We start from the raw sequence: 18,864 nt of genomic DNA on the forward strand, positions 1-18,864 counted from the left end.
TCCGTCTTAAGCTAGCTGCTTTTCTTCTGTGTGTTTTGCTGTGCACTAGTGTCCAGTAATGGCTCCAAATGCCAGATATCTTCACTGTATTGACTAATGGTTCTATCGCTCGAAAACATGCCACTGGCTGCAGTATTCAAAATACTCATTTTGGTCCAGTGAGCTGTGTCTAAGTAGGCTTGTTCAACTTGCTCTTGTGCTTCTACAAAGCTGGCAAAATCATGAGCAACTAACCATGGATCGTGCGGGCTCTTAATCGCCGCAATAATGTCGTCAAATAAATTAGGCTCAAACAAATTGAAGTGACCGCTCTCAAGTAATTGCATTACTTTATAGAGGCTGTCAGTTTGGTGAATAATCTGCTCAGGATTATAGTGCGCTTTGATATCATCAATTTGCTCTGCACGTGCACCAAATAAGAAGAAGTTGTCAGCACCCACAGCATCACGAATTTCGATGTTAGCGCCATCTAACGTACCTATAGTCAATGCGCCGTTCATCATGAACTTCATGTTACCTGTGCCAGATGCTTCTTTACCTGCTGTAGAAATTTGCTCAGATAAATCCGTCGCTGGGCAAATAGTTTCCATTGCTGTCACGTTGTAATTAGGTAAAAAAGCAACTCTTAAATACGGTTTAGCAAGCGGATCCTTGTTGATCACTTCTGCTACGTTATTAATTAATTTAATAATTTTCTTCGCCATGTAGTAACCTGGTGCAGCTTTGCCGCCCAATAGCACACAACGAGGAACAATGTTTGCTGTATCGCCTTGGCGAATACGGTCGTAAAGGTGAATAACGTGCAATACGTTTAATAGCTGACGTTTATATTCGTGAATACGTTTCACTTGCACGTCAAACATCATTTCGGCATCAAACTCAACACCACAGCGGTTTTTCACTAACTCAACAAGGCGTTGCTTATTGCTGTGTTTTACAGCTTGCCATTGTTTATGGAATTTAGGGTCGTCATATAAACGACGTACCTGACTAACTTTACTAAAGTCTGCAACCCATTCATCACCAATATGTTGATTAAGCAGTTTAGTCAACTCAGGATTACAATGTGCTAACCAACGACGAGGTGTTACACCATTGGTTTTGTTGTTAAACTTCTCTGGCCATAGCTGATAAAACTCATTGAATAGGCCTGCTTTAAGTAGCTCAGTGTGAAGTGCAGCCACACCATTCACCGAATAGCTACCAACAATCGCTAAATACGCCATGCGAATTTGTGGATCAGGGCCTTCTTCGATAAGCGATAGCGCACGTTGTTTTTCAACATCACCTGGCCATGCTAACGCAACTTCAGCGAGGAAACGTGCATTGATTTCGTAGATAATTTCTAAAATACGCGGTAATAATCGGGCAAATAAAGATACTGACCACTTCTCTAATGCTTCAGGAAGTAAAGTGTGGTTTGTATAGGCCATGGTCTTAGTCGTGATAGACCACGCTTCTTGCCAATCTAGCTCATACTCATCAACCAAAATACGCATAAGCTCAGCGACAGCAATACTTGGGTGCGTATCGTTTAATTGAAAAACATGGTAATCAGCAAAATCAGAGAAGTCTTCGCCATGTTTGCTAACCCAAGTGTCAATAATGTCTTGTAAGCTCGCTGATGATAAGAAGTACTGCTGACGTAAACGCAGTTCTTTACCGTTCTCACTGCTGTCATTCGGGTAAAGAACCATGGTAATTTGTTCAGCTAAGTTTTTACGCGCTACTGCTTCTGAGTAACTACCCGCATTAAATTCGCTCAAATCAAATTCGTCTGTTGCTTCTGATTTCCATAAACGTAAAGTATTTACAATATCATTCTTGTAACCCGGAATTGGCACATCATAAGGCACAGCTAAAACATCATGAGTATCTAGCCATTGACGGTGCTCACGACCATATTTATCAGTATAACTTTCAACATGACCAAAGAATTTTACGCGCTTTGATTGCTCTGGTGCACTTAGTTCCCACGGGTGTCCTTCACGTAGCCAGTTATCAGGTTGTTCAATTTGATGACCATTTTCAATAGCTTGATTAAACATGCCGTATTCATAGCGAATACCATAACCAACCACAGGTAATGCAAGGCTTGCACAGCTATCTAAGAAGCATGCAGCTAAGCGCCCTAAACCACCATTACCAAGACCTGCATCATGCTCAGCCTCAGCAACTTGCTCGAGCTCTGTGCAGTATTCTTGTAACGCTTTAGCGACTTGCTCATCTAAGTCTAAGTTCAAAATCGCATTGCCAAGTGCACGCCCCATTAAAAACTCAAGTGATAAGTAAGCTGTTTTACGGCGTTTTTGTTCATGGATTTGCTGTTTGGTCACACGGCAACGAGCAACTAATCGGTCACGAATAGTTAATGCTAATGCATGGTATAAATACAGCTGTGATTTACCCACTTTGTCACGCCCAAGGGTGTAATAAAAATGGCGTGATAAGTCATCATCTAGCGTACTTTCATCAACTGTAGGCGCATCCTGCCAGCCCTTTACAATACATACTTGATCGGCATTTTTAGCCATGATTTAGATCCTCTGAATTGGCGGTAAAAACCCAGCTGCTCATTGCAGCAATCTGGTGTTCCTTATCAACAAATTGTGTTGACATAGGATGAATGCTGGTCAGTGCTAACTGCCACTTTCCTTTTTCTAAACTAGGAAGTTGGCAAGTTACCGGCTCTGCTCCTGCATTTAATATGATCAATAAAGCTTGATTTGTATGCTTGTCGGTCAGGCTGTATATCAACACTTGGCGATCACCTTGATGCCAATCGTCTTGTTGCATATTGGAGCCTGATTCGGTGAACCACGCGACTTCATATCGTGGGTCATTATCGTGAACAAAAAAGCGGTGTTTAAAAATGCTGAACTGCTTACGAATGCGCAGTACATCGTCAATAAATCGAGTTAGAGGATGACTGAATTGTGAGTCTTTCCATGCAAGCCAGCTTGTGCGATTGTTTTGACAATAGGCGTTATTGTTACCGCCTTGTGAGTGTGCCATTTCGCTTCCTAATGAAAGCATAGGCACGCCTTTAGAAAGTAACAAAGTTAACAGCATATTTTTTTGTTGTTGTAAGCGTAATTTGCTCACTTGTGGATCGTTGGTAAATCCTTCGACACCACAATTGAATGAATGATTACCACTGTGGCCATCACGATTTTGCTCACCATTAGCTTCGTTGTGTTTATGCTCGTAGCTAACTAAATCAGCCAGCGTGAAGCCATCATGGCTGGTGATAAAGTTAATACTGTTAAGTGGCCCACGTAGGTTGTGCTCAAACAAGTCAAACGAACCATGTAAACGTTTTGCAAGCTCGCCAATTACGCCCTGCTCTTGTTTCCAAAAGCGTCTTATCGTATCGCGATACTTATCATTCCATTCACGCCAAGGCGCAGGAAAAGCCCCTAATTGGTATCCACCGGGGCCAATATCCCACGGCTCTGCAATCAGTTTAACTTGGCTTAGTACTGGGTCTTGATTAATCGCTTGGAAAAACGCATGTGCCTGATTAAAGCCATTAGGGTTACGCGCTAAAATGGTCGCTAAGTCAAAACGAAAGCCATCGACTCCCATCACTTCAACCCAATAACGCAAGCTATCAAGTACCAGCTGTAAAGAGCGAGGCGAATCAATATTTACGGTGTTACCACAGCCGGTATCATTAATATAATGCTGGGGTTTATCAGCAACGGTGCGGTAGTAACCTAGATTGTCTAAGCCACGTAGCGACAAGATAGGTCCATCTGTGCCCGCCTCTGCTGTGTGGTTATAGACCACGTCGAGTATTACTTCGATATCTGCTTTGTGAAGCGCCGCCACCATTTCTTGAAACTCGCTAATATCATCATTAACCAGATACTCTTTATGCGGTGTAAATAAATTAAGTGTGTTATAGCCCCAGTAGTTTTGTAAGCCTTTGGCTGTTAAAAACTGCTCACTGATAAAAGCATGAACGGGTAATAACTCTAAGCAAGTCACACCAATAGTACGTAAATGTTCTATAAAACTAGGGTGGCTTAAACCTAAAAACTTACCTTGTAACGGTTTTGGGATCTCAGGGTGGCGGCAGGTTGCACCAACCACATGACACTCATAAATTACCGTTTTTCCCCAGCAGTGATTCGGTTTTTTACCTGTGTAAGGTGCCAGTTCACGGACTCGTGATTTTGGCATATCAATGGCATTATTAACCTGACTTAACTTTCCTACAGGCATTTGCCCATAGTGACGTTCACTCCAAGTAAACTCACCATACAAATCTCGGGCATACGGGTCTAACAGCAATTTGTGATTATTAAAAAATAGTCCTTTTTCGGGTGCGTACTCACCATCAGCGCGAAAGCCATACAAGGCGCCACTTTTCAAAGGGCTCACTTTCAGTGTCCAGATGCCACCTTCGTTCATATGCATCGCAAGGGTAAGAACTTCTGAATGACCGCTGCTATCAAATAAGCACAGAGACATATGTTGTGCTTGTGGTGCGTACACAGCAAAGTTTACGCCCTCACCAACAACAGACGCCCCTAAAGGTGAGCTCACACCGACTTCTAGTTCGACACTATGACTCATCGCTCACCTTCTTAAGGTAAATTGTCGCAAGGCCAGGCAAAGAAACACTAATACTTTGATTAAAGCCATGACTTTCTTTCGCTTGGCTTACAATTATTTGCTCTGCATGATTAGTTGCTTCAACGTCGGAACCAAAATAGTCCGCTTTATCGGTATTCAAAATAACTTGATAGGTACCAGCTTTTGGCACACCAATCACGTAGTCGTGATACACCTGCGGCGTTAAATTACAGATCACCACCACAAAGTCTTCAGCTTTTTTTGCATAGCGAATAAAGCTAAACATACTTTGCTCAGCATTATTGCTATCAAGCCACGCAAAACCCGCAGGGCTTGTATCCTGCTCGTATAAAGCTGGCGTGCTAGTGTATACAGCATTTAAATCTTTAATCGTTTGCTGCATACCACTGTGGCTAATATGCTCAAGTAAATGCCAATCAAGCGATTGGTCGTGATTCCACTCTTTACGCTGGGCGATTTCTGCACCCATAAACAATAATTTTTTACCTGGATGCGCCCACATAAAGGCATAGTATGCACGTAAATTTGCAAACTTTTGCCAGTCATCCCCTGGCATTTTTTCAATTAATGAGCCTTTACCATGCACCACTTCATCGTGGCTAAGCGGTAGAATGTAGTTCTCGCTGTAGGCGTAAACCATTGAAAACGTCATTTCATGGTGGTGATGCGAACGGTAAATTGAATCGCGCTGCATATAATGCAAACTGTCGTTCATCCAGCCCATGTTCCACTTATAACCAAAACCTAAACCATCATGGTCAACTTGGCGCGTAACACCTGGCCATGCTGTTGACTCTTCGGCCACCATCATAATGCCCGGATTTTTTGCATAGCAGCGCATATTGACTTGTTTTAAGCACTCAATGGCGCCTAAGTTTTCTCTGCCACCGAATTGATTTGCAACCCATTGCCCTTCTTCACGGCTATAGTCTAGATAAAGCATTGAGGCAACCGCATCCACGCGCAAACCATCAATGCCAAATTCATGCAGCCAGTACATTGCATTCGCAATTAGGAAGCTACGAACCTCTGCGCGGTCATAATTGTAGATATAGGTATTCCAATCAGGGTGAAAACCTTGTCTAACATCGGCATGTTCGTATAAATGGGTGCCATCAAAGCGATGTAAACCGTGAGGATCACTTGGGAAATGACCAGGTACCCAGTCCAGTATGAGACCAATATCTGCTTCGTGACATTGCTCGACAAAGTAAACAAAATCTTCAAAGCTGCCATAGCGACTGGTTGGGGCAAACAATCCAACAGGTTGATAACCCCAAGAACCATCAAATGGGTACTCGCTGATTGGCATTAATTGTAGGTGCGTAAAACCGAGCTCTTTTGTGTAAGGAATAAGATTATCAGCAAGTTCACGCCAAGTGAGATAGCGCTCGCCATCATCTCGTCTTTGCCAAGAACCCGCATGCACTTCATAAATACTAACAGGCGCATCAATACTGTTTCGTTTTGCACGATTTGCTAACGCCTTTTCAGAAAGCTGAATACCTGTTTTTAGCTTTTGTAGCACTGACGCCGTACCCGGTGCTTGTTGCATCTTAAACGCAAATGGATCGGCTTTATCAAGCACTTCTCCTGTTAGAGTGGTGATAGCAAATTTATAGCATTGATGCTCTTTAAGCCCAGGAATAAATAACTCCCATACCCCACTGGCAGGATGAAAACGCATAAAATGACGATTACGCTGCCAATAGTTAAATTCACCAATAACCGATACACTACTGGCATTCGGCGCCCACACTGTAAAGCGAACACCATCAACGCCTTGTTGAGTCACAAAATGTGCACCAAAATGTTGATACGCATGCTCTAAACTGCCTTCATTAAACAGATACATTGCCTGTTCATCTAAGCTGCTTTCAAAGCTGTACTCATCGTATTGTTGATGAGTAAATTCATTGCTATAGCTAACATCTAGCTGGTAGTCAGGCTTAGTTTTTGATTTGATATTTGCGATAAATAAATGACTATCACCTTGTTGCTGCGCAACGATTTTTTCTGTGCCAAGCAGAATCGAAACACTGCATGCGCCAGGCAAAAAGCAACGAATTTCATAGCTGGTAGGGCCACTTTTATGCGCCCCAAGAAAGCTGAAAGGATCTCTAAAACAACCACTGGCTAATGCATCGATTTGTTTTTGATAAATAACAGGTTGTGCACTTTGCTCTTGACGAACACGACTTCGCATTATTGATTCCTTATCGAAATTAAATTGGCTAAGAATGACTGTTGCGCTTCGATAATCTGCGCCGCTGGACGCGACAATAAACGCCGCCAATTTGGGTACTCTTTATCAGTACCGGGGATATTTACAGGCAGTATTTGCTGATCTAAGTCATCTATTTGAATAGTAAATAGCTTTGCTGGTGCTGCCGCTAATGAGGATGCCAACGCTTCATAAACCGTAAAGGCATCTGTTTCTAACGATAAATGCTGATTTGACTCTCGTGCTATAAAATTAAGCATACGATGCTTTTCAATGTTTCTCGCATCGAATTGAGCCCGAGTTTGCTCATCATCAAGCAAACCATATTGTTGTTTAATCGTAATATCATGGCCAATCCACCAGCCTTTGAATGGTGGTACGTCATGGTTGGCTATCATTAAAAGACTATGAGGAGCAAAATGCTCAGCCGCTAAAAACTCACCTTGGTGATCCTTTTCAAAGTAGAACAACCCGTTTGAATAGATTGCACTTGCTTTTAATGCTTCACGCACTTCATTAGGTACCACGCCTAAATCTTCGCCAATAACCACACATTGATTGAGGTGAGATTCAATCTTTAGAATTGCTAATAGTTGTTCAAAGGGATAATAGACATAACAACCATCTTGCTGGGAATTATTTTCAAAACACCACCAAAGTCGGCGTATCGCCATAACGTGGTCAATTCTAAGTCCACCAACATCTTCCATATTGGCGCGGATAAGTGAGCGATAAAACGCAAAATTGTCTTTACTTAACTTCTGTGGATTAAGTGCCGGCAAGCCCCAATTCTGACCATGTTCAGCCCAAGGGTCTGGCGGAGCTCCAACATGTGCATTTTCGGCAAATAATTCATTTTGGCTCTTGAACTCACTGCCATCACCTGCACAGCCAACGGCTAAGTCATTAATAAGGCCAATTGCCATACCACTGTCACGGGCAGCTTGCTGGCAGATATTTAATTGAAGATGAGCTTGCCATTGTAAATAGCTAGCATAATCACGGTCCCCAACCAACATGGTCGACAGGCTGTGTTTATGGGTTTCACAAAAACGAGTGAACTGCTGTTTTCGCTCTGCTGAGCCAAATTCACAAAAGTGTTGATATAAACAGCTAAACACTTGATATTTAAAGTCACTAACTGATGTATAATCAATGTAAGTCGCATCGGTTTGCGGTTTATCCGCTAACAATTTAATAAGTGCATTATTATTTTTTGCGTCTTCGCATAATGACACTGCAATATACAGCGGGTTCAATAACGCTCGGCTATTTGGACTATAGGGACTCGCCCTCTCAGGGCTGTGTTCAAACAGTAAATGCAGTGGATTAAGCAACACATAATCCATGTTTTTAGTCGCGGCTGCTTTAATAAGCTTTGTTAAGTCAGCGAAGTCACCAATTCCTAACCCCTCTTCATTGCATAAGCTATAAAGCTGAATAGATAAGCCCAAACGCTTTTTGTCATCAATAGAGAAGCTTTCTTTAGGTGTGATCCATAGCTGACTGTGAGATTGCTGATCTGCCACAGTAATGAGTGCATCATGATAACCAATTGGCATTTCAGGAACTGGCAATGCAAGCTCAAGATAACGAATACCGTTTAGACCATAATCACCAAGAATAGCTAAACCTTGTAAGTTTTCACAAGTAAAGTGAATATCAAGCGAAGGCACGCTTAGAGTACATGAGCGTGATAATAAACGCTCATCAACGCGTACTTTCAAAATTGGGTGGTGTGCCTCAATAATGCTTGTATGAGGCAACAAATTCAGCCATGTACCTGCATCTAATGCAAAATTAAGTTGGTTAATTGCATCAGTATCCTGAGTATCTACACCACAACAACTAAGTGCCTGCATGCGTGTACTTTCATCGAAAATAACATGCTCACCAGTGTATTTAGTATATTCATAGCCTATGCCATGCAGGTAATATAACTGCGAAAGTGACTGCATCAAAACACCTAAGCGCGTTGGGTATTAACAATGCTGTTATCAGTACCAAAACCGTTAGGAATATAACCATCTGCTTGGTGGTCATTGTCCCATGTTTCGCCATTGATTAAGTAACGGAAGTGAAATTCTTGATCTAGCGGTAAGCGCTGCTTGCATTTGAATACTTGTTCTTTTTTATTAAACTTCATTGGCACTGGCTGCCAATCTGTAAACTCTGCAACTAATTGCACATCATCAGCGTCAGGGTGTTGGAATTCAAAGGTAACTTCTGTTTCGTCTTTAGTTTTAAAAAAACGTTTACTTAGCATAGTGGGCTCCAATTCAACCAATTGGTAAATTAATCCTTGCCACAGTACCGCATTCGACGACTCATTCAGCGGAAGCTGTGCGTTTCAGGTTTCTTAACTTGCTTACTAAAACATCAAGTTTGTATCTAGTAAACCAAACCTATATTTACGCATTATGACAGTGCATCTGTATGTTTTTCGCACCACCATAGTGCATAAAACACACAAAAACTACAACAATCATATTGCTGTATTATTACGAGCAATAACTGAACCAAGTTGATAATAAAATATACTTTATTTTCAGTACCTTTTTTATCAACCTTATTCGCAACTTATAAAAAAGTAGATAACAATTTAGATTGGGTAAAGTGAATAAAATTGAAGTGGAAAGTTAGAGCAATCATACTAAAATAAACACTACTTCTTTCGTCAAAAATAAACTGCCAACTATTTATAAAAACAAGACAAAACAGATTTACATCGTATAGCCCTGTTAAATAAATTAACAAACATGATGGTAATAAAATCTTTATTTTTTGACTGGTTATTAATTTTTTATCACAGGAAAACTTATAAAACGCAACGAAAATTTAATTTTATAAACCAGACGCTAATCCCGCACTACCCAATTAACTTTTTTAAAAATTATCTCAGTGCATATACAAACACAATAAGTAGAAAAGCGTAAATTCGAACGGACTACCAATCCCTGAAAGCATTAACAGTGCTGCTTTTCAGCAATGTTATAACCACTTTTTCTGACCACAAGAATAGCTAGCTTAAAACCTGTTTCGGATAAAACTAGCAAGCCACAGCAAAAGTTGGTATATAACATTTAAAAATTAACAATTAACCGAAAAAATAATAAATTCCACACACAGCCATCAGAGATAATAAAATAAATACAAAGTAGTGACTTATTGTTTAGCTAAACAATAACCATAAACACTATTAGTATGAAAGTATCTAAGCATTTTTGTCGGAAACAGTGCTAAAGTTTGCTCGATGAATAGCAATAATGCAGTATAAAAGTAAGGCTTCAATTAATTAGCATAAGAAAAACATTTTAGAGCATTAACACTAATGACTATGAATTTTCACATTCTATACTCATCCATGCCCCAAAGTATGAGAAAGGTTTTGTCTAATCTAGATACAAACAATATACTCGATGTATTAACTGGTGAGGTTTTATTGTAAAACAAAGACACCACAATGGTAGTAATGTATGGCCAATGCTCTTCGAACTTTATCAATAAGTATTATAACTTTAATAGCTTTTATATACGGCTTAAATATCTTCTTGACTAAACAGGTCAATGATTTGATGTACGCGCCAAAAGGCTTAGAACTACATACCTTTCAAGGTACAGATATTACAGTGGTAACAGCTCCTTGGTACAACCTCGTATTAAGTGGCCAGCATTTAGTTTACGATAATAATATTTCTTATATTGTTATTAATACAACAAATGAGTCAGTCGTAACAGCTGCGACTTCTGATCTTATACTCACTACATTATTCTCACCGGTAAACATTATCATTTTAATCTTGTTAGCATTAGCCATCAGTTGGTTAGTTAACTTAAGATTTCAAAATAATCATGAGAAATACGCTCTCAAGATGCTCAATACTAAATCAATTGAATTACTCAATAGTCTAAACTTAGCCAGTGAATCAGGTCTAAACAAGCATACACAACTTGAACAGTTACAAGTAAATTTTCAAACACTTACAACCCATATAACTAATTACACACGTGAATCTGAAGTCAGTATTTATCAAGATAAGTTAACCCACCTTATTGACCGACATGCCTATATAGAACACCTTGCCAAACAATTGAGACTTGCTGAGATGGATAAATTCAGCTGTGCATTACTATTTATAGATTTAGATGGATTCAAACAGGTAAATGACTCTTTTGGTCACAGTTTTGGTGACGATGTGTTAATTCAAGTAGCAACACGCTTGAGCAGTGTTTTACGCCACCATAAAATAAGTAATATTTCCCCAATTAGTCAACTAGAACAAAACTTAGCGCGCCTTGGTGGTGATGAGTTCTCTATTTTCATTAACTTAAAAGATGATAAAGACAAAGCACTAGAGGTTGCACAAAATGTACTGCACGAAATCGAACGTGATTTTGTTTTAGGTAACAAGCTAATCAAAATTAGCGCTAGTATAGGTATTGCGGTTTACCCAGATAGTGCATCCACCCCACAAGCATTACTGCAAATGGCTGATGTAGCAATGTATCGAGCCAAAACAGATGGTCGTGGTATTTTTAAAGTCTATTCTCCTGAAATGGGTAAAAAGATTAGGCGCTATCATTACTTGCTAGAAGAGATGCGTCTTGCTATTGCTAGCAGCAGTTTTCATTTGTCTTTTCAACCTATTGTACATGTAGATGATTGTGCAATTGACTACTTTGAAGCATTAGTTCGCTGGGATCACCCTGTTGAAGGCTCAATCACGCCTGACGAGTTTATCCCCATTGCTGAAGAGTCTAATCTGATACTAGAACTTGGTGATTGGATCATGCTGGAATCATGTAGACAAATGTCTGCTTGGTATAATGCGGGGATGAAGAAAGTGTCTATTTCTGTGAATATATCTGGCGTGCAATTAAAACATTACGATATTTATGAGTGGATCATGGAGAAGCTTGCCAAAACAGGGCTGCCTGCAAAAGCGCTGATGCTTGAAATAACCGAATCAACCTTAATCAAAGCAAGCAACAAGATTATTCAATCGTTAGAAAAACTCAGAAGCGAAGGGATCACTATTGCGATTGATGACTTTGGTACTGGTTTTAGCTCGTTAAGTACCCTTGCAGATTTACCTATCGATGTGATCAAACTCGATAAACTGTTTGTTGCGCAAGCTAACGATAACCTTAAATATAATGAAATCATGCACTCTGTCAGCGAGCTTGGCCGAAAACTCGGTCTTAAAGTTGTCGCCGAAGGAGTTGAAGAACTCGCTCAATTTGAACTAGTTAAATCGATGGGCATAAACAGTGTTCAAGGCTACCTAGTGAGCCACCCTGAGTCGTCTGTTAATGTTGGCCACAAAGTATTGCAAGATAACATTAACTTTATGTCTGTTACTGGAACAGGGGTTTGGAATATACAGCAACCGCTTTAGTAAGTTATACTAAACACATTATTCAAAGCCATTCCCTTGTTAATGTTAAAAAAAAGCTTACTTACAGTTTTTATCTTGTCAGTCGCCATCATTGGAATACTGGTTGGCTCTTCTATTTATACCCTTTACAGCAAAAAACGTTTAACTGTGGACCCAAAACTGAGAGAAATCTCCGGTATTGAATTTGATAAGTTCAATCGACTTTGGGCCATTAATGACAGCGGTGACCAACCAAAACTATACCGTCTTAATGAAGATGGCTCTATAGCAAAAGAAATTTTAGTAACCAATGCTAAAAACATTGACTGGGAAGATATGACACAAAACAAATTTGGTCACTTCTTTTTGGGGGACTTTGGCAATAATAAAAACGATAGAAAATGGTTAACCATTTATAAAATAGAAAACCCTATCGATATCAAAAGCGACACCACAGAAGCAGAGATAATCAAGTTCACTTATCCTGAAATGGATGGCAGCCCTATTCAACCAGAACAACGTAATTTTGATTTAGAAGCCTTTGTAGCCCTTGGCCGACACCTCTATTTATTTACTAAAAATCGCACTGAGCCATTTGATGGTATTACAAAAGTGTATAAAGTTGGCGATCATGCTGCTAACTTTGATGCACAATTAATAGATTCGTTTCAAACTTGCACCACAATGGAAAAACTTTGTTGGATCACTTCTGCGGCTCTGAGCCCTGATAGAACCAAGTTAGTTCTACTAGATTCAACCAGCATTTGGTTATTTGAAAATTATCAAGGCGATAAGTTTTTTTCAGGGGATGTATCGCGCATTGACTTAGGCATTGTTACGCAAAAAGAAGCAATCACTTTTTACGATGACAACACAATTGTTTTTACAGATGAAGAATTTAAAGGCATTGGCGGTAATGCCTATGTCATTAAGCTCGATGAAGTCGAAAAGAAAGTCATTCGCAAAGCGCCCAAAACCAATCAATGACTAAGTGCGTTATTTAGAGAGCGCTTTTTCGACATCTACACCTAAAATCAGCACTCCCATGTGCTGATTTTCCTTATCAAATATGGGCACGCTAAACTGCACCTGAAAGTGTTTGGTCGACTCATCAAATTCCACTGTATCAATGTAATAGTCATCATCTTGCTGGTACATATTTAAAAATTTGGCTTCATCACCCTGCCAATAGTCTGTTGTGACTTCACTAATAATGACATTTTTACCTTGTTTATCAGTGACAATTATTTCTGTAATGACACCTTGCATCTGCTTTTGCCATACTTGTAAGAATTGTGAACCTTCAAGTTTTAGGTAGCGCTCTGCCAGTATAGATGTATTGTCACGGACTTGTTGCGCCCACTGATGATCAAGCTGTTCGAGATCTTGCTGCGCGAGTGGTTGCTGATTACTTTTAATTACTGCTTGCTGCACCTGTTCTGAATTCGCTAATTGCTGTATTTTTTCTAAAAGCCCTTGCACTAAAGTAAGTTTTTCAATTTTTGACAATACAAAGGGACTTTGTGAGCAACTACTTATGTGACTGTTAAAGGCATTTAAAAAGTCAGGAAACTCCTCGAGTGTTTTATTTGCTGCAAATAAACCCAAAGGCACATAACGATAGAATGTTTGCGTGTATTCATCTGGCTTAATCTGTAACTGCACAGCATTGAACTCAAACTCTTCTAAATCAAGCAAGATTCTATCTACCCGTTGCTTTTTAAATACTTTTATAAGCTCTTGCGTGGTGTTAACTTCGACTTCAATTTTCCGATTTGTTAATTGATACCAATCAGCCTGATGACTCCCTCTTACGACGCCATAACGAAGTTCGTGTTCAGCTATTGAAGCCGAATCTGCGTGGGTAAACCAGTACCAGTTTTCTAAAAACATCGGGGCAGAAAGCTCACCATACTCTTGCATTTGCGATAACAGGTTTGCAGTAAAGTAACCATCGAGCCGATTCAGCTGCACTTCCCTTTTAGCCCTTAACCAAGGTAACTTCTGCAAGTGAAATGGCACATTGATTTGCTTGAAAATACATTCAACATGCGTAATTGCGTTGTGTGGTGCGTTAATTGGTAAGTTAGTACCTAACTGAAAAGGCTGAGCTACAGTGAGTGACAGCAATAATGAAGCAAGCATCAATACAAGCCTAAATAACTAACGAGTAATAGTTATTATAGACAAAAGAAGCGGTTTTACCTGATTAAGGATTAACGCTTAAACTTTGTCTCTAAAATCACAGACGACGTTGTTCGCTCTACGCCATCTAAGTTACCAATGTCATCTAATAGGTGACTCAGCTTTTCAAGGTTTTGTGCTTGCACAACAGCAATCAAATCAAATTCACCACTAATTGCGTAGAGCTGTGAAATAGCATCAATTTGCTTTAGTTCAAGATTCGTTTTGGTGGTCAGTTTTTGCTTCACTTTAATCGAAACGTGGGCAGATACCATTTGGCTCAAATAGGCATCACCATAGTCAACGCTATAGCCTTTGATCACCCCTGTATCTTCTAATTTTAACATTCGGCTTTGAACAGTTGAGCGCGATAAATTAAGCGCTCTCGCTAGGTCAGAAATACTCGCACGCGCGTTGGTTCTTAAGATAGCTAATAGTTTTTCATCTTGTGAAGTTATCACTTTGACTACTCTTTTCGTTAATTTGCTTTTTATTTTAGTCATTTTTCACAAAATAGCACTGCAAATTTAAGTCCCTAACCCAGATAATAAGAAAAAATAGATAAGAAAAATAATCTCATCGTGCTTAATTAGGCAGGAACGGCTTAACTGACCTATTTTTTGCAATTTAACTTTTTTCATACTAAGCCAGATTTAGGTGCAATAAATGCAAGTAACAAGAGAACTTTTTAACGACGTAATGGTACCAAACTACAACCCATCAGAGGTAATTCCTGTTCGCGGTGAAGGCTCACGTGTTTGGGATCAAAACGGTAAAGAATTTATCGATTTTGCAGGTGGTATTGCCGTTAATTGTTTAGGCCATTGTCACCCAGCTCTTGTCAATGCCCTAAAAGAGCAAGGCGAAAAAATTTGGCACTTATCAAACGTAATGACAAACGAGCCTGCACTTCGCTTAGCTAAAAAGTTAACTGACGCTACATTTGCAGATAAAGTGTATTTTGCAAACTCAGGTGCAGAAGCTAACGAAGCGGCATTAAAATTAGCGCGTCGTTGGGCATTAGATGTACACGGCGAGCAAAAGAACCAAATCATCGCGTTTAACAAAGGTTTCCACGGTCGTACATTCTTCACTGTTACCGTAGGTGGTCAAGCTGCTTACTCAGATGGTTTCGGCCCTAAACCTGCTGCTGTTGATCACTGTGATTATAACGATTTAGCTGCTTTTGAAGCGCTTATCAGTGACAACACATGTGCCGTAATGATGGAACCACTACAAGGTGAAGGCGGTATCATTTCGCCAACGAGCGATTTTATCAAAGGTGTTCGCGCATTATGTGATAAACACAATGCTTTACTTATTTTTGATGAAGTACAAACAGGTGTTGGCCGTACAGGTGATTTATACGCATACCAAGGCTTAGATGTAACACCAGATATCCTAACAACAGCAAAAGCGTTAGGTGGTGGTTTCCCAATTGGTGCGATGATCACAACAGCTAGCATTGCAGAGCATTTAAAAGTAGGCACACATGGTTCTACTTACGGCGGTAACCCACTTGCATGTGCTGTAGCAGAAGCGGCTTTTGATACTGTTAATAGTGAAGAAGTACTTGCAGGTGTTAAAGAGCGTGAACAGCTTTTACGCGATGGCTTTGCAGCAATCAACGAAAAATACGACGTATTTAGTGAAGTACGTGGTAAAGGTCTATTATTAGGTGCAGTTCTTAACAGCAAATTTGAAGGCCGTGCACGGGATTTCCTAGTAGCAAGCACTAAACACGGTTTAATGAGCCTTGTTGCTGGTACAAACGTTGTGCGCTTTACGCCATCTTTAGTGATTCCATTAGAGGATATCAAAGAAGGTTTAGCTCGCTTTGAAAAAGCGGTTGCAGACGTTGTAAACGGTTAATCCTAGTTGGCGCATGCTTTAGCATGCGCCATTGGAGTGCACTTAATGCAAGTATTACGTCCTATAACAGCAAATGATTTTGCTGCGTTAAAACAAATTGCTGTTGAATCTGGTCATGGCTTTACCTCTTTACCGGTTGACGACAATTTACTACAAGAAAAAATTGAACGCGCTGAACGCAGTTTTGCAAAAGATATTAATAAACCACAAGACGAAACCTATTTATTTGTATTAGAAGACAGTGAAACGGGTGACGTTATCGGCACAACAGCTATCGAAGCTGCTGTAGGAATGTCGGTTCCTTTGTATCATTACCACCAAGGTAAAACTGTTCACCATTCACCTACTCTCAACGTATATAACACGGTTGATATTCTGAGTATGTGTAATGACTATACGGGTTGCTCTGAAATTTGTACCTTGTTCTTACGTGAGCAAAACCGCAAAGGCTTAACGGGTCGCTTTTTATCACGTTCTCGCTTTTTATTTATGGCCCAGCACAGCGAACGTTTTGCTGACACCATTATTGCAGAAATGCGCGGTGTAAGTGATGAAGACGGTCACTCACCTTTTTGGCAGTGGTTACAAGAACACTTTTTTAGCATTGAGTTTCCGCAAGCTGATCACTTAGTGGGTTTAGGCGATAAAGTTTTTATCAGCGAGTTAATGCCTAAGTACCCTATCTATGCCAACTTACTGAGCAAAAAAGCACAAGCTGTGATTGGTAAGGTTCATGAAAAAACCAAGCCTGCGCTAAAACTTCTAGAAAAAGAAGGGTTTGAGCACCGTGGTTATGTTGACCTATTCGATGCAGGGCCAACTGTTGAAGCAAAGCTTGGCAATATTCGTAGTGTTCGTGAGTCACAAGTGTGCCCTATCACGATTGGTGAGCTTGCGCATATCAATGAGCAAAGCTCAGATACATTAGCTATCTGCAACCATGGTGTGAATGACTTTAGAGCCACATTTACCAAACATGCTCATTATAACCACGCCAAGCACACCTTAATCATCAGCCAAGAAGTGGCAGATGCACTTAAATTAAAACAAGGGGATGCAGCACGGTTCTTCCGTTTGTAACCACTTAAGGAGTTTAAAATGAGTGTCACAACTCAACTTATCGATAATCAATGGCAAGCTGGCCTTGGTCATGATTTTAGTTCAATCAACCCAAGTAATGGCGAGGTTGTTTGGCAAGGTAAAACAGCCACGGCTGAACAAGTCGCTGATGCAATAAAAGCAGCTCGTAGTGCGCAGCTGGGCTGGGCTGATATGACTCTTGAAGAGCGTATCGTTATTCTTGAAAACTTTGCTGCAGAGCTTAAAGAGCACAGCGAAGAGTTTGCAACGATCATCGCCCGTGAAACAGGTAAACCGCTTTGGGAAACACGTACTGAAGTAGGTGCAATGACGGGTAAAATCGCCATTTCAATTAGAGCCTATAACGAACGTACTGGGACCACAGAAAACCCAATGCCTGGCGCTAAAGCGTTTATTCGTCATAAGCCACATGGTGTTGTTGCGGTGTTTGGTCCTTATAACTTCCCTGGTCACTTACCAAATGGCCATATTGTGCCAGCTATTTTAGCGGGTAATACAGTTGTATTTAAGCCATCAGAACTTACGCCTCATGTTGCTGAGTTCACCTTAAAGCTTTGGCTAAAAGCAGGCTTACCAGCTGGTGTCATCAACCTTGTTCAAGGTGAAGTAGACACAGGTATTGCTCTTGCATCTCACCAAGATATTGATGGCTTATTCTTTACGGGTAGCTCAAATACAGGTCACCTATTACATAAGCAATTTGCAGGTCACCCAGGTAAGATTTTAGCGCTGGAAATGGGTGGTAATAACCCACTGATCGTAAAAGATGTCGCAGATGTAAGTGCGGCTGTTCACGACATTATCCAGTCTGGTTTCATTACTTCTGGCCAACGTTGTACCTGTTCTCGTCGCTTATTCATTGAGAACTCGGCAAATGGCGATGCAATTTTAGAAAAATTAATTGCTGCAACAAAAAATATCAAAGTAGCCGACAGCTTCAGCGAAAATCAACCGTTCATGGGTGCAATGATCAGCGAAAAAGCGGCTTTAGGTATGGTTGCAGCTCAGCAGCAGTTACTTGATATGGGAGCAACCTCTCTTGTCGAACTTAAGCTTCTTGAACCGGGTACTGGTTTTGTAAGCCCTGGTATTATTGATGTAACGGCTGTTAAAGATATGCCTGATGAAGAGCACTTTGGTCCTCTTATCAAGGTTTATCGCTACACAGATTTCGATAGCGCGATTAATGAAGCAAATAACACCTCATTTGGTTTATCTGCTGGTTTATTAAGTGATGATAGCGATGACTACCAGCATTTCTTAAAACGTATTCGTGCCGGTATCGTTAACTGGAACCGACCAATTACAGGCGCATCAAGCGCTGCACCATTTGGTGGTATTGGTGCCAGTGGTAACCACAGAGCAAGTGCCTATTACGCTGCTGACTACTGTGCATACCCTGTTGCTTCTGTTGAAGCCGAAAAAGTTAACTTACCACAGACCCTTGCGCCGGGCTTAATTATTGAATAATTGTTTGGCGGCCTCGCCGCCTTAATTGAA

12 protein-coding genes are annotated in these 18,864 nt (G+C 40.5%); 5 read left to right on the plus strand and 7 right to left on the minus strand.

All coding sequences use genetic code 11. From position 1 onward, the window contains the following. Window positions 1–11 precede the first annotated feature (11 nt). The 5 genes from AN394_RS06815 to AN394_RS06835 are packed head-to-tail and all read right to left on the minus strand — an operon-like array spanning window position 12 to window position 9,095. On the minus strand, window positions 12–2,534 hold the full coding sequence (locus AN394_RS06815; protein ID WP_055021075.1) for a glycogen/starch/alpha-glucan phosphorylase: 2,523 nt from the start codon (window positions 2,532–2,534) through the stop codon (window positions 12–14). After that, window positions 2,527–4,584, minus strand: coding sequence for a glycogen debranching protein GlgX (glgX, locus tag AN394_RS06820; RefSeq protein ID WP_055021076.1), 2,058 nt, complete (start codon window positions 4,582–4,584; stop codon window positions 2,527–2,529). The genes AN394_RS06815 and glgX overlap by 8 nt, the downstream gene beginning before the upstream one ends. Then, window positions 4,574–6,811, minus strand: a complete 2,238-nt coding sequence (gene glgB, locus AN394_RS06825; protein WP_055021077.1) for a 1,4-alpha-glucan branching protein GlgB — start codon at window positions 6,809–6,811, stop codon at window positions 4,574–4,576. Before glgB ends, glgX begins: the two co-directional genes overlap by 11 nt. Continuing rightward, a complete protein-coding gene (gene malQ, locus AN394_RS06830; RefSeq protein ID WP_054562385.1) occupies window positions 6,811–8,787 on the minus strand; it encodes a 4-alpha-glucanotransferase in 1,977 nt (658 codons plus the stop codon). Before malQ ends, glgB begins: the two co-directional genes overlap by 1 nt. Before the next feature lie 8 nt (window positions 8,788–8,795). After that, window positions 8,796–9,095 carry an isoamylase early set domain-containing protein gene (locus AN394_RS06835; RefSeq protein WP_054562386.1) on the minus strand — a complete coding sequence of 100 codons (300 nt, stop codon included), beginning with the start codon at window positions 9,093–9,095 and terminating at the stop codon, window positions 8,796–8,798. Window positions 9,096–10,305: 1,210 nt separating this feature from the next. Between AN394_RS06835 and AN394_RS06840 the strand changes: the two genes are divergently transcribed. Both AN394_RS06840 and AN394_RS06845 read left to right on the plus strand, forming a co-directional pair. Further along, window positions 10,306–12,228, plus strand: coding sequence for a bifunctional diguanylate cyclase/phosphodiesterase (locus AN394_RS06840; protein WP_055021078.1), 1,923 nt, complete (start codon window positions 10,306–10,308; stop codon window positions 12,226–12,228). 42 nt (window positions 12,229–12,270) lie between these two features. Beyond that, the gene (locus tag AN394_RS06845) at window positions 12,271–13,194 is read left to right on the plus strand and encodes a hypothetical protein (protein ID WP_055021079.1); all 924 of its coding nucleotides are present in this window, start codon (window positions 12,271–12,273) and stop codon (window positions 13,192–13,194) included. Window positions 13,195–13,203: 9 nt separating this feature from the next. On the opposite strand, the gene AN394_RS06850 is transcribed toward AN394_RS06845, so the two are convergent. Then, the gene (locus tag AN394_RS06850; protein ID WP_054562389.1) at window positions 13,204–14,352 is read right to left on the minus strand and encodes a hypothetical protein; all 1,149 of its coding nucleotides are present in this window, start codon (window positions 14,350–14,352) and stop codon (window positions 13,204–13,206) included. Between the two features lie 71 nt (window positions 14,353–14,423). Continuing rightward, on the minus strand, window positions 14,424–14,852 hold the full coding sequence (locus tag AN394_RS06855; RefSeq protein WP_055021113.1) for an Lrp/AsnC family transcriptional regulator: 429 nt from the start codon (window positions 14,850–14,852) through the stop codon (window positions 14,424–14,426). Window positions 14,853–15,057: 205 nt separating this feature from the next. On the opposite strand from AN394_RS06855, the gene AN394_RS06860 reads away from it, so the two are divergent. From AN394_RS06860 to astD, 3 genes are read left to right on the plus strand one after another with little or no spacing between them, the layout of a single operon-like run. Then, on the plus strand, window positions 15,058–16,263 hold the full coding sequence (locus AN394_RS06860) for an aspartate aminotransferase family protein (protein WP_054562390.1): 1,206 nt from the start codon (window positions 15,058–15,060) through the stop codon (window positions 16,261–16,263). Window positions 16,264–16,308: 45 nt separating this feature from the next. Next, the gene (astA, locus tag AN394_RS06865; protein WP_054562391.1) at window positions 16,309–17,343 is read left to right on the plus strand and encodes an arginine N-succinyltransferase; all 1,035 of its coding nucleotides are present in this window, start codon (window positions 16,309–16,311) and stop codon (window positions 17,341–17,343) included. 18 nt (window positions 17,344–17,361) lie between these two features. Further along, on the plus strand, window positions 17,362–18,834 hold the full coding sequence (gene astD / locus AN394_RS06870; RefSeq protein ID WP_054562392.1) for a succinylglutamate-semialdehyde dehydrogenase: 1,473 nt from the start codon (window positions 17,362–17,364) through the stop codon (window positions 18,832–18,834). Window positions 18,835–18,864 lie beyond the last annotated feature (30 nt).

Origin of the sequence: Pseudoalteromonas sp. P1-26 (assembly GCF_001401795.1) — a bacterium.
Classification (GTDB): domain Bacteria; phylum Pseudomonadota; class Gammaproteobacteria; order Enterobacterales; family Alteromonadaceae; genus Pseudoalteromonas.

Coding starts and splice junctions, on each gene's coding strand:
- AN394_RS06860 (WP_054562390.1), top strand. CDS start 15,058: ATGCAAGTAACAAGAGAACTTTTTAACGACGTAATGGTACCAAACTAC.
- AN394_RS06815 (WP_055021075.1), bottom strand. CDS start 2,534: ATGGCTAAAAATGCCGATCAAGTATGTATTGTAAAGGGCTGGCAGGAT.
- AN394_RS06840 (WP_055021078.1), top strand. CDS start 10,306: ATGGCCAATGCTCTTCGAACTTTATCAATAAGTATTATAACTTTAATA.
- AN394_RS06850 (WP_054562389.1), bottom strand. CDS start 14,352: ATGCTTGCTTCATTATTGCTGTCACTCACTGTAGCTCAGCCTTTTCAG.
- malQ (WP_054562385.1), bottom strand. CDS start 8,787: ATGCAGTCACTTTCGCAGTTATATTACCTGCATGGCATAGGCTATGAA.
- AN394_RS06835 (WP_054562386.1), bottom strand. CDS start 9,095: ATGCTAAGTAAACGTTTTTTTAAAACTAAAGACGAAACAGAAGTTACC.
- AN394_RS06845 (WP_055021079.1), top strand. CDS start 12,271: ATGTTAAAAAAAAGCTTACTTACAGTTTTTATCTTGTCAGTCGCCATC.
- astD (WP_054562392.1), top strand. CDS start 17,362: ATGAGTGTCACAACTCAACTTATCGATAATCAATGGCAAGCTGGCCTT.
- glgX (WP_055021076.1), bottom strand. CDS start 4,584: ATGAGTCATAGTGTCGAACTAGAAGTCGGTGTGAGCTCACCTTTAGGG.
- glgB (WP_055021077.1), bottom strand. CDS start 6,811: ATGCGAAGTCGTGTTCGTCAAGAGCAAAGTGCACAACCTGTTATTTAT.
- astA (WP_054562391.1), top strand. CDS start 16,309: ATGCAAGTATTACGTCCTATAACAGCAAATGATTTTGCTGCGTTAAAA.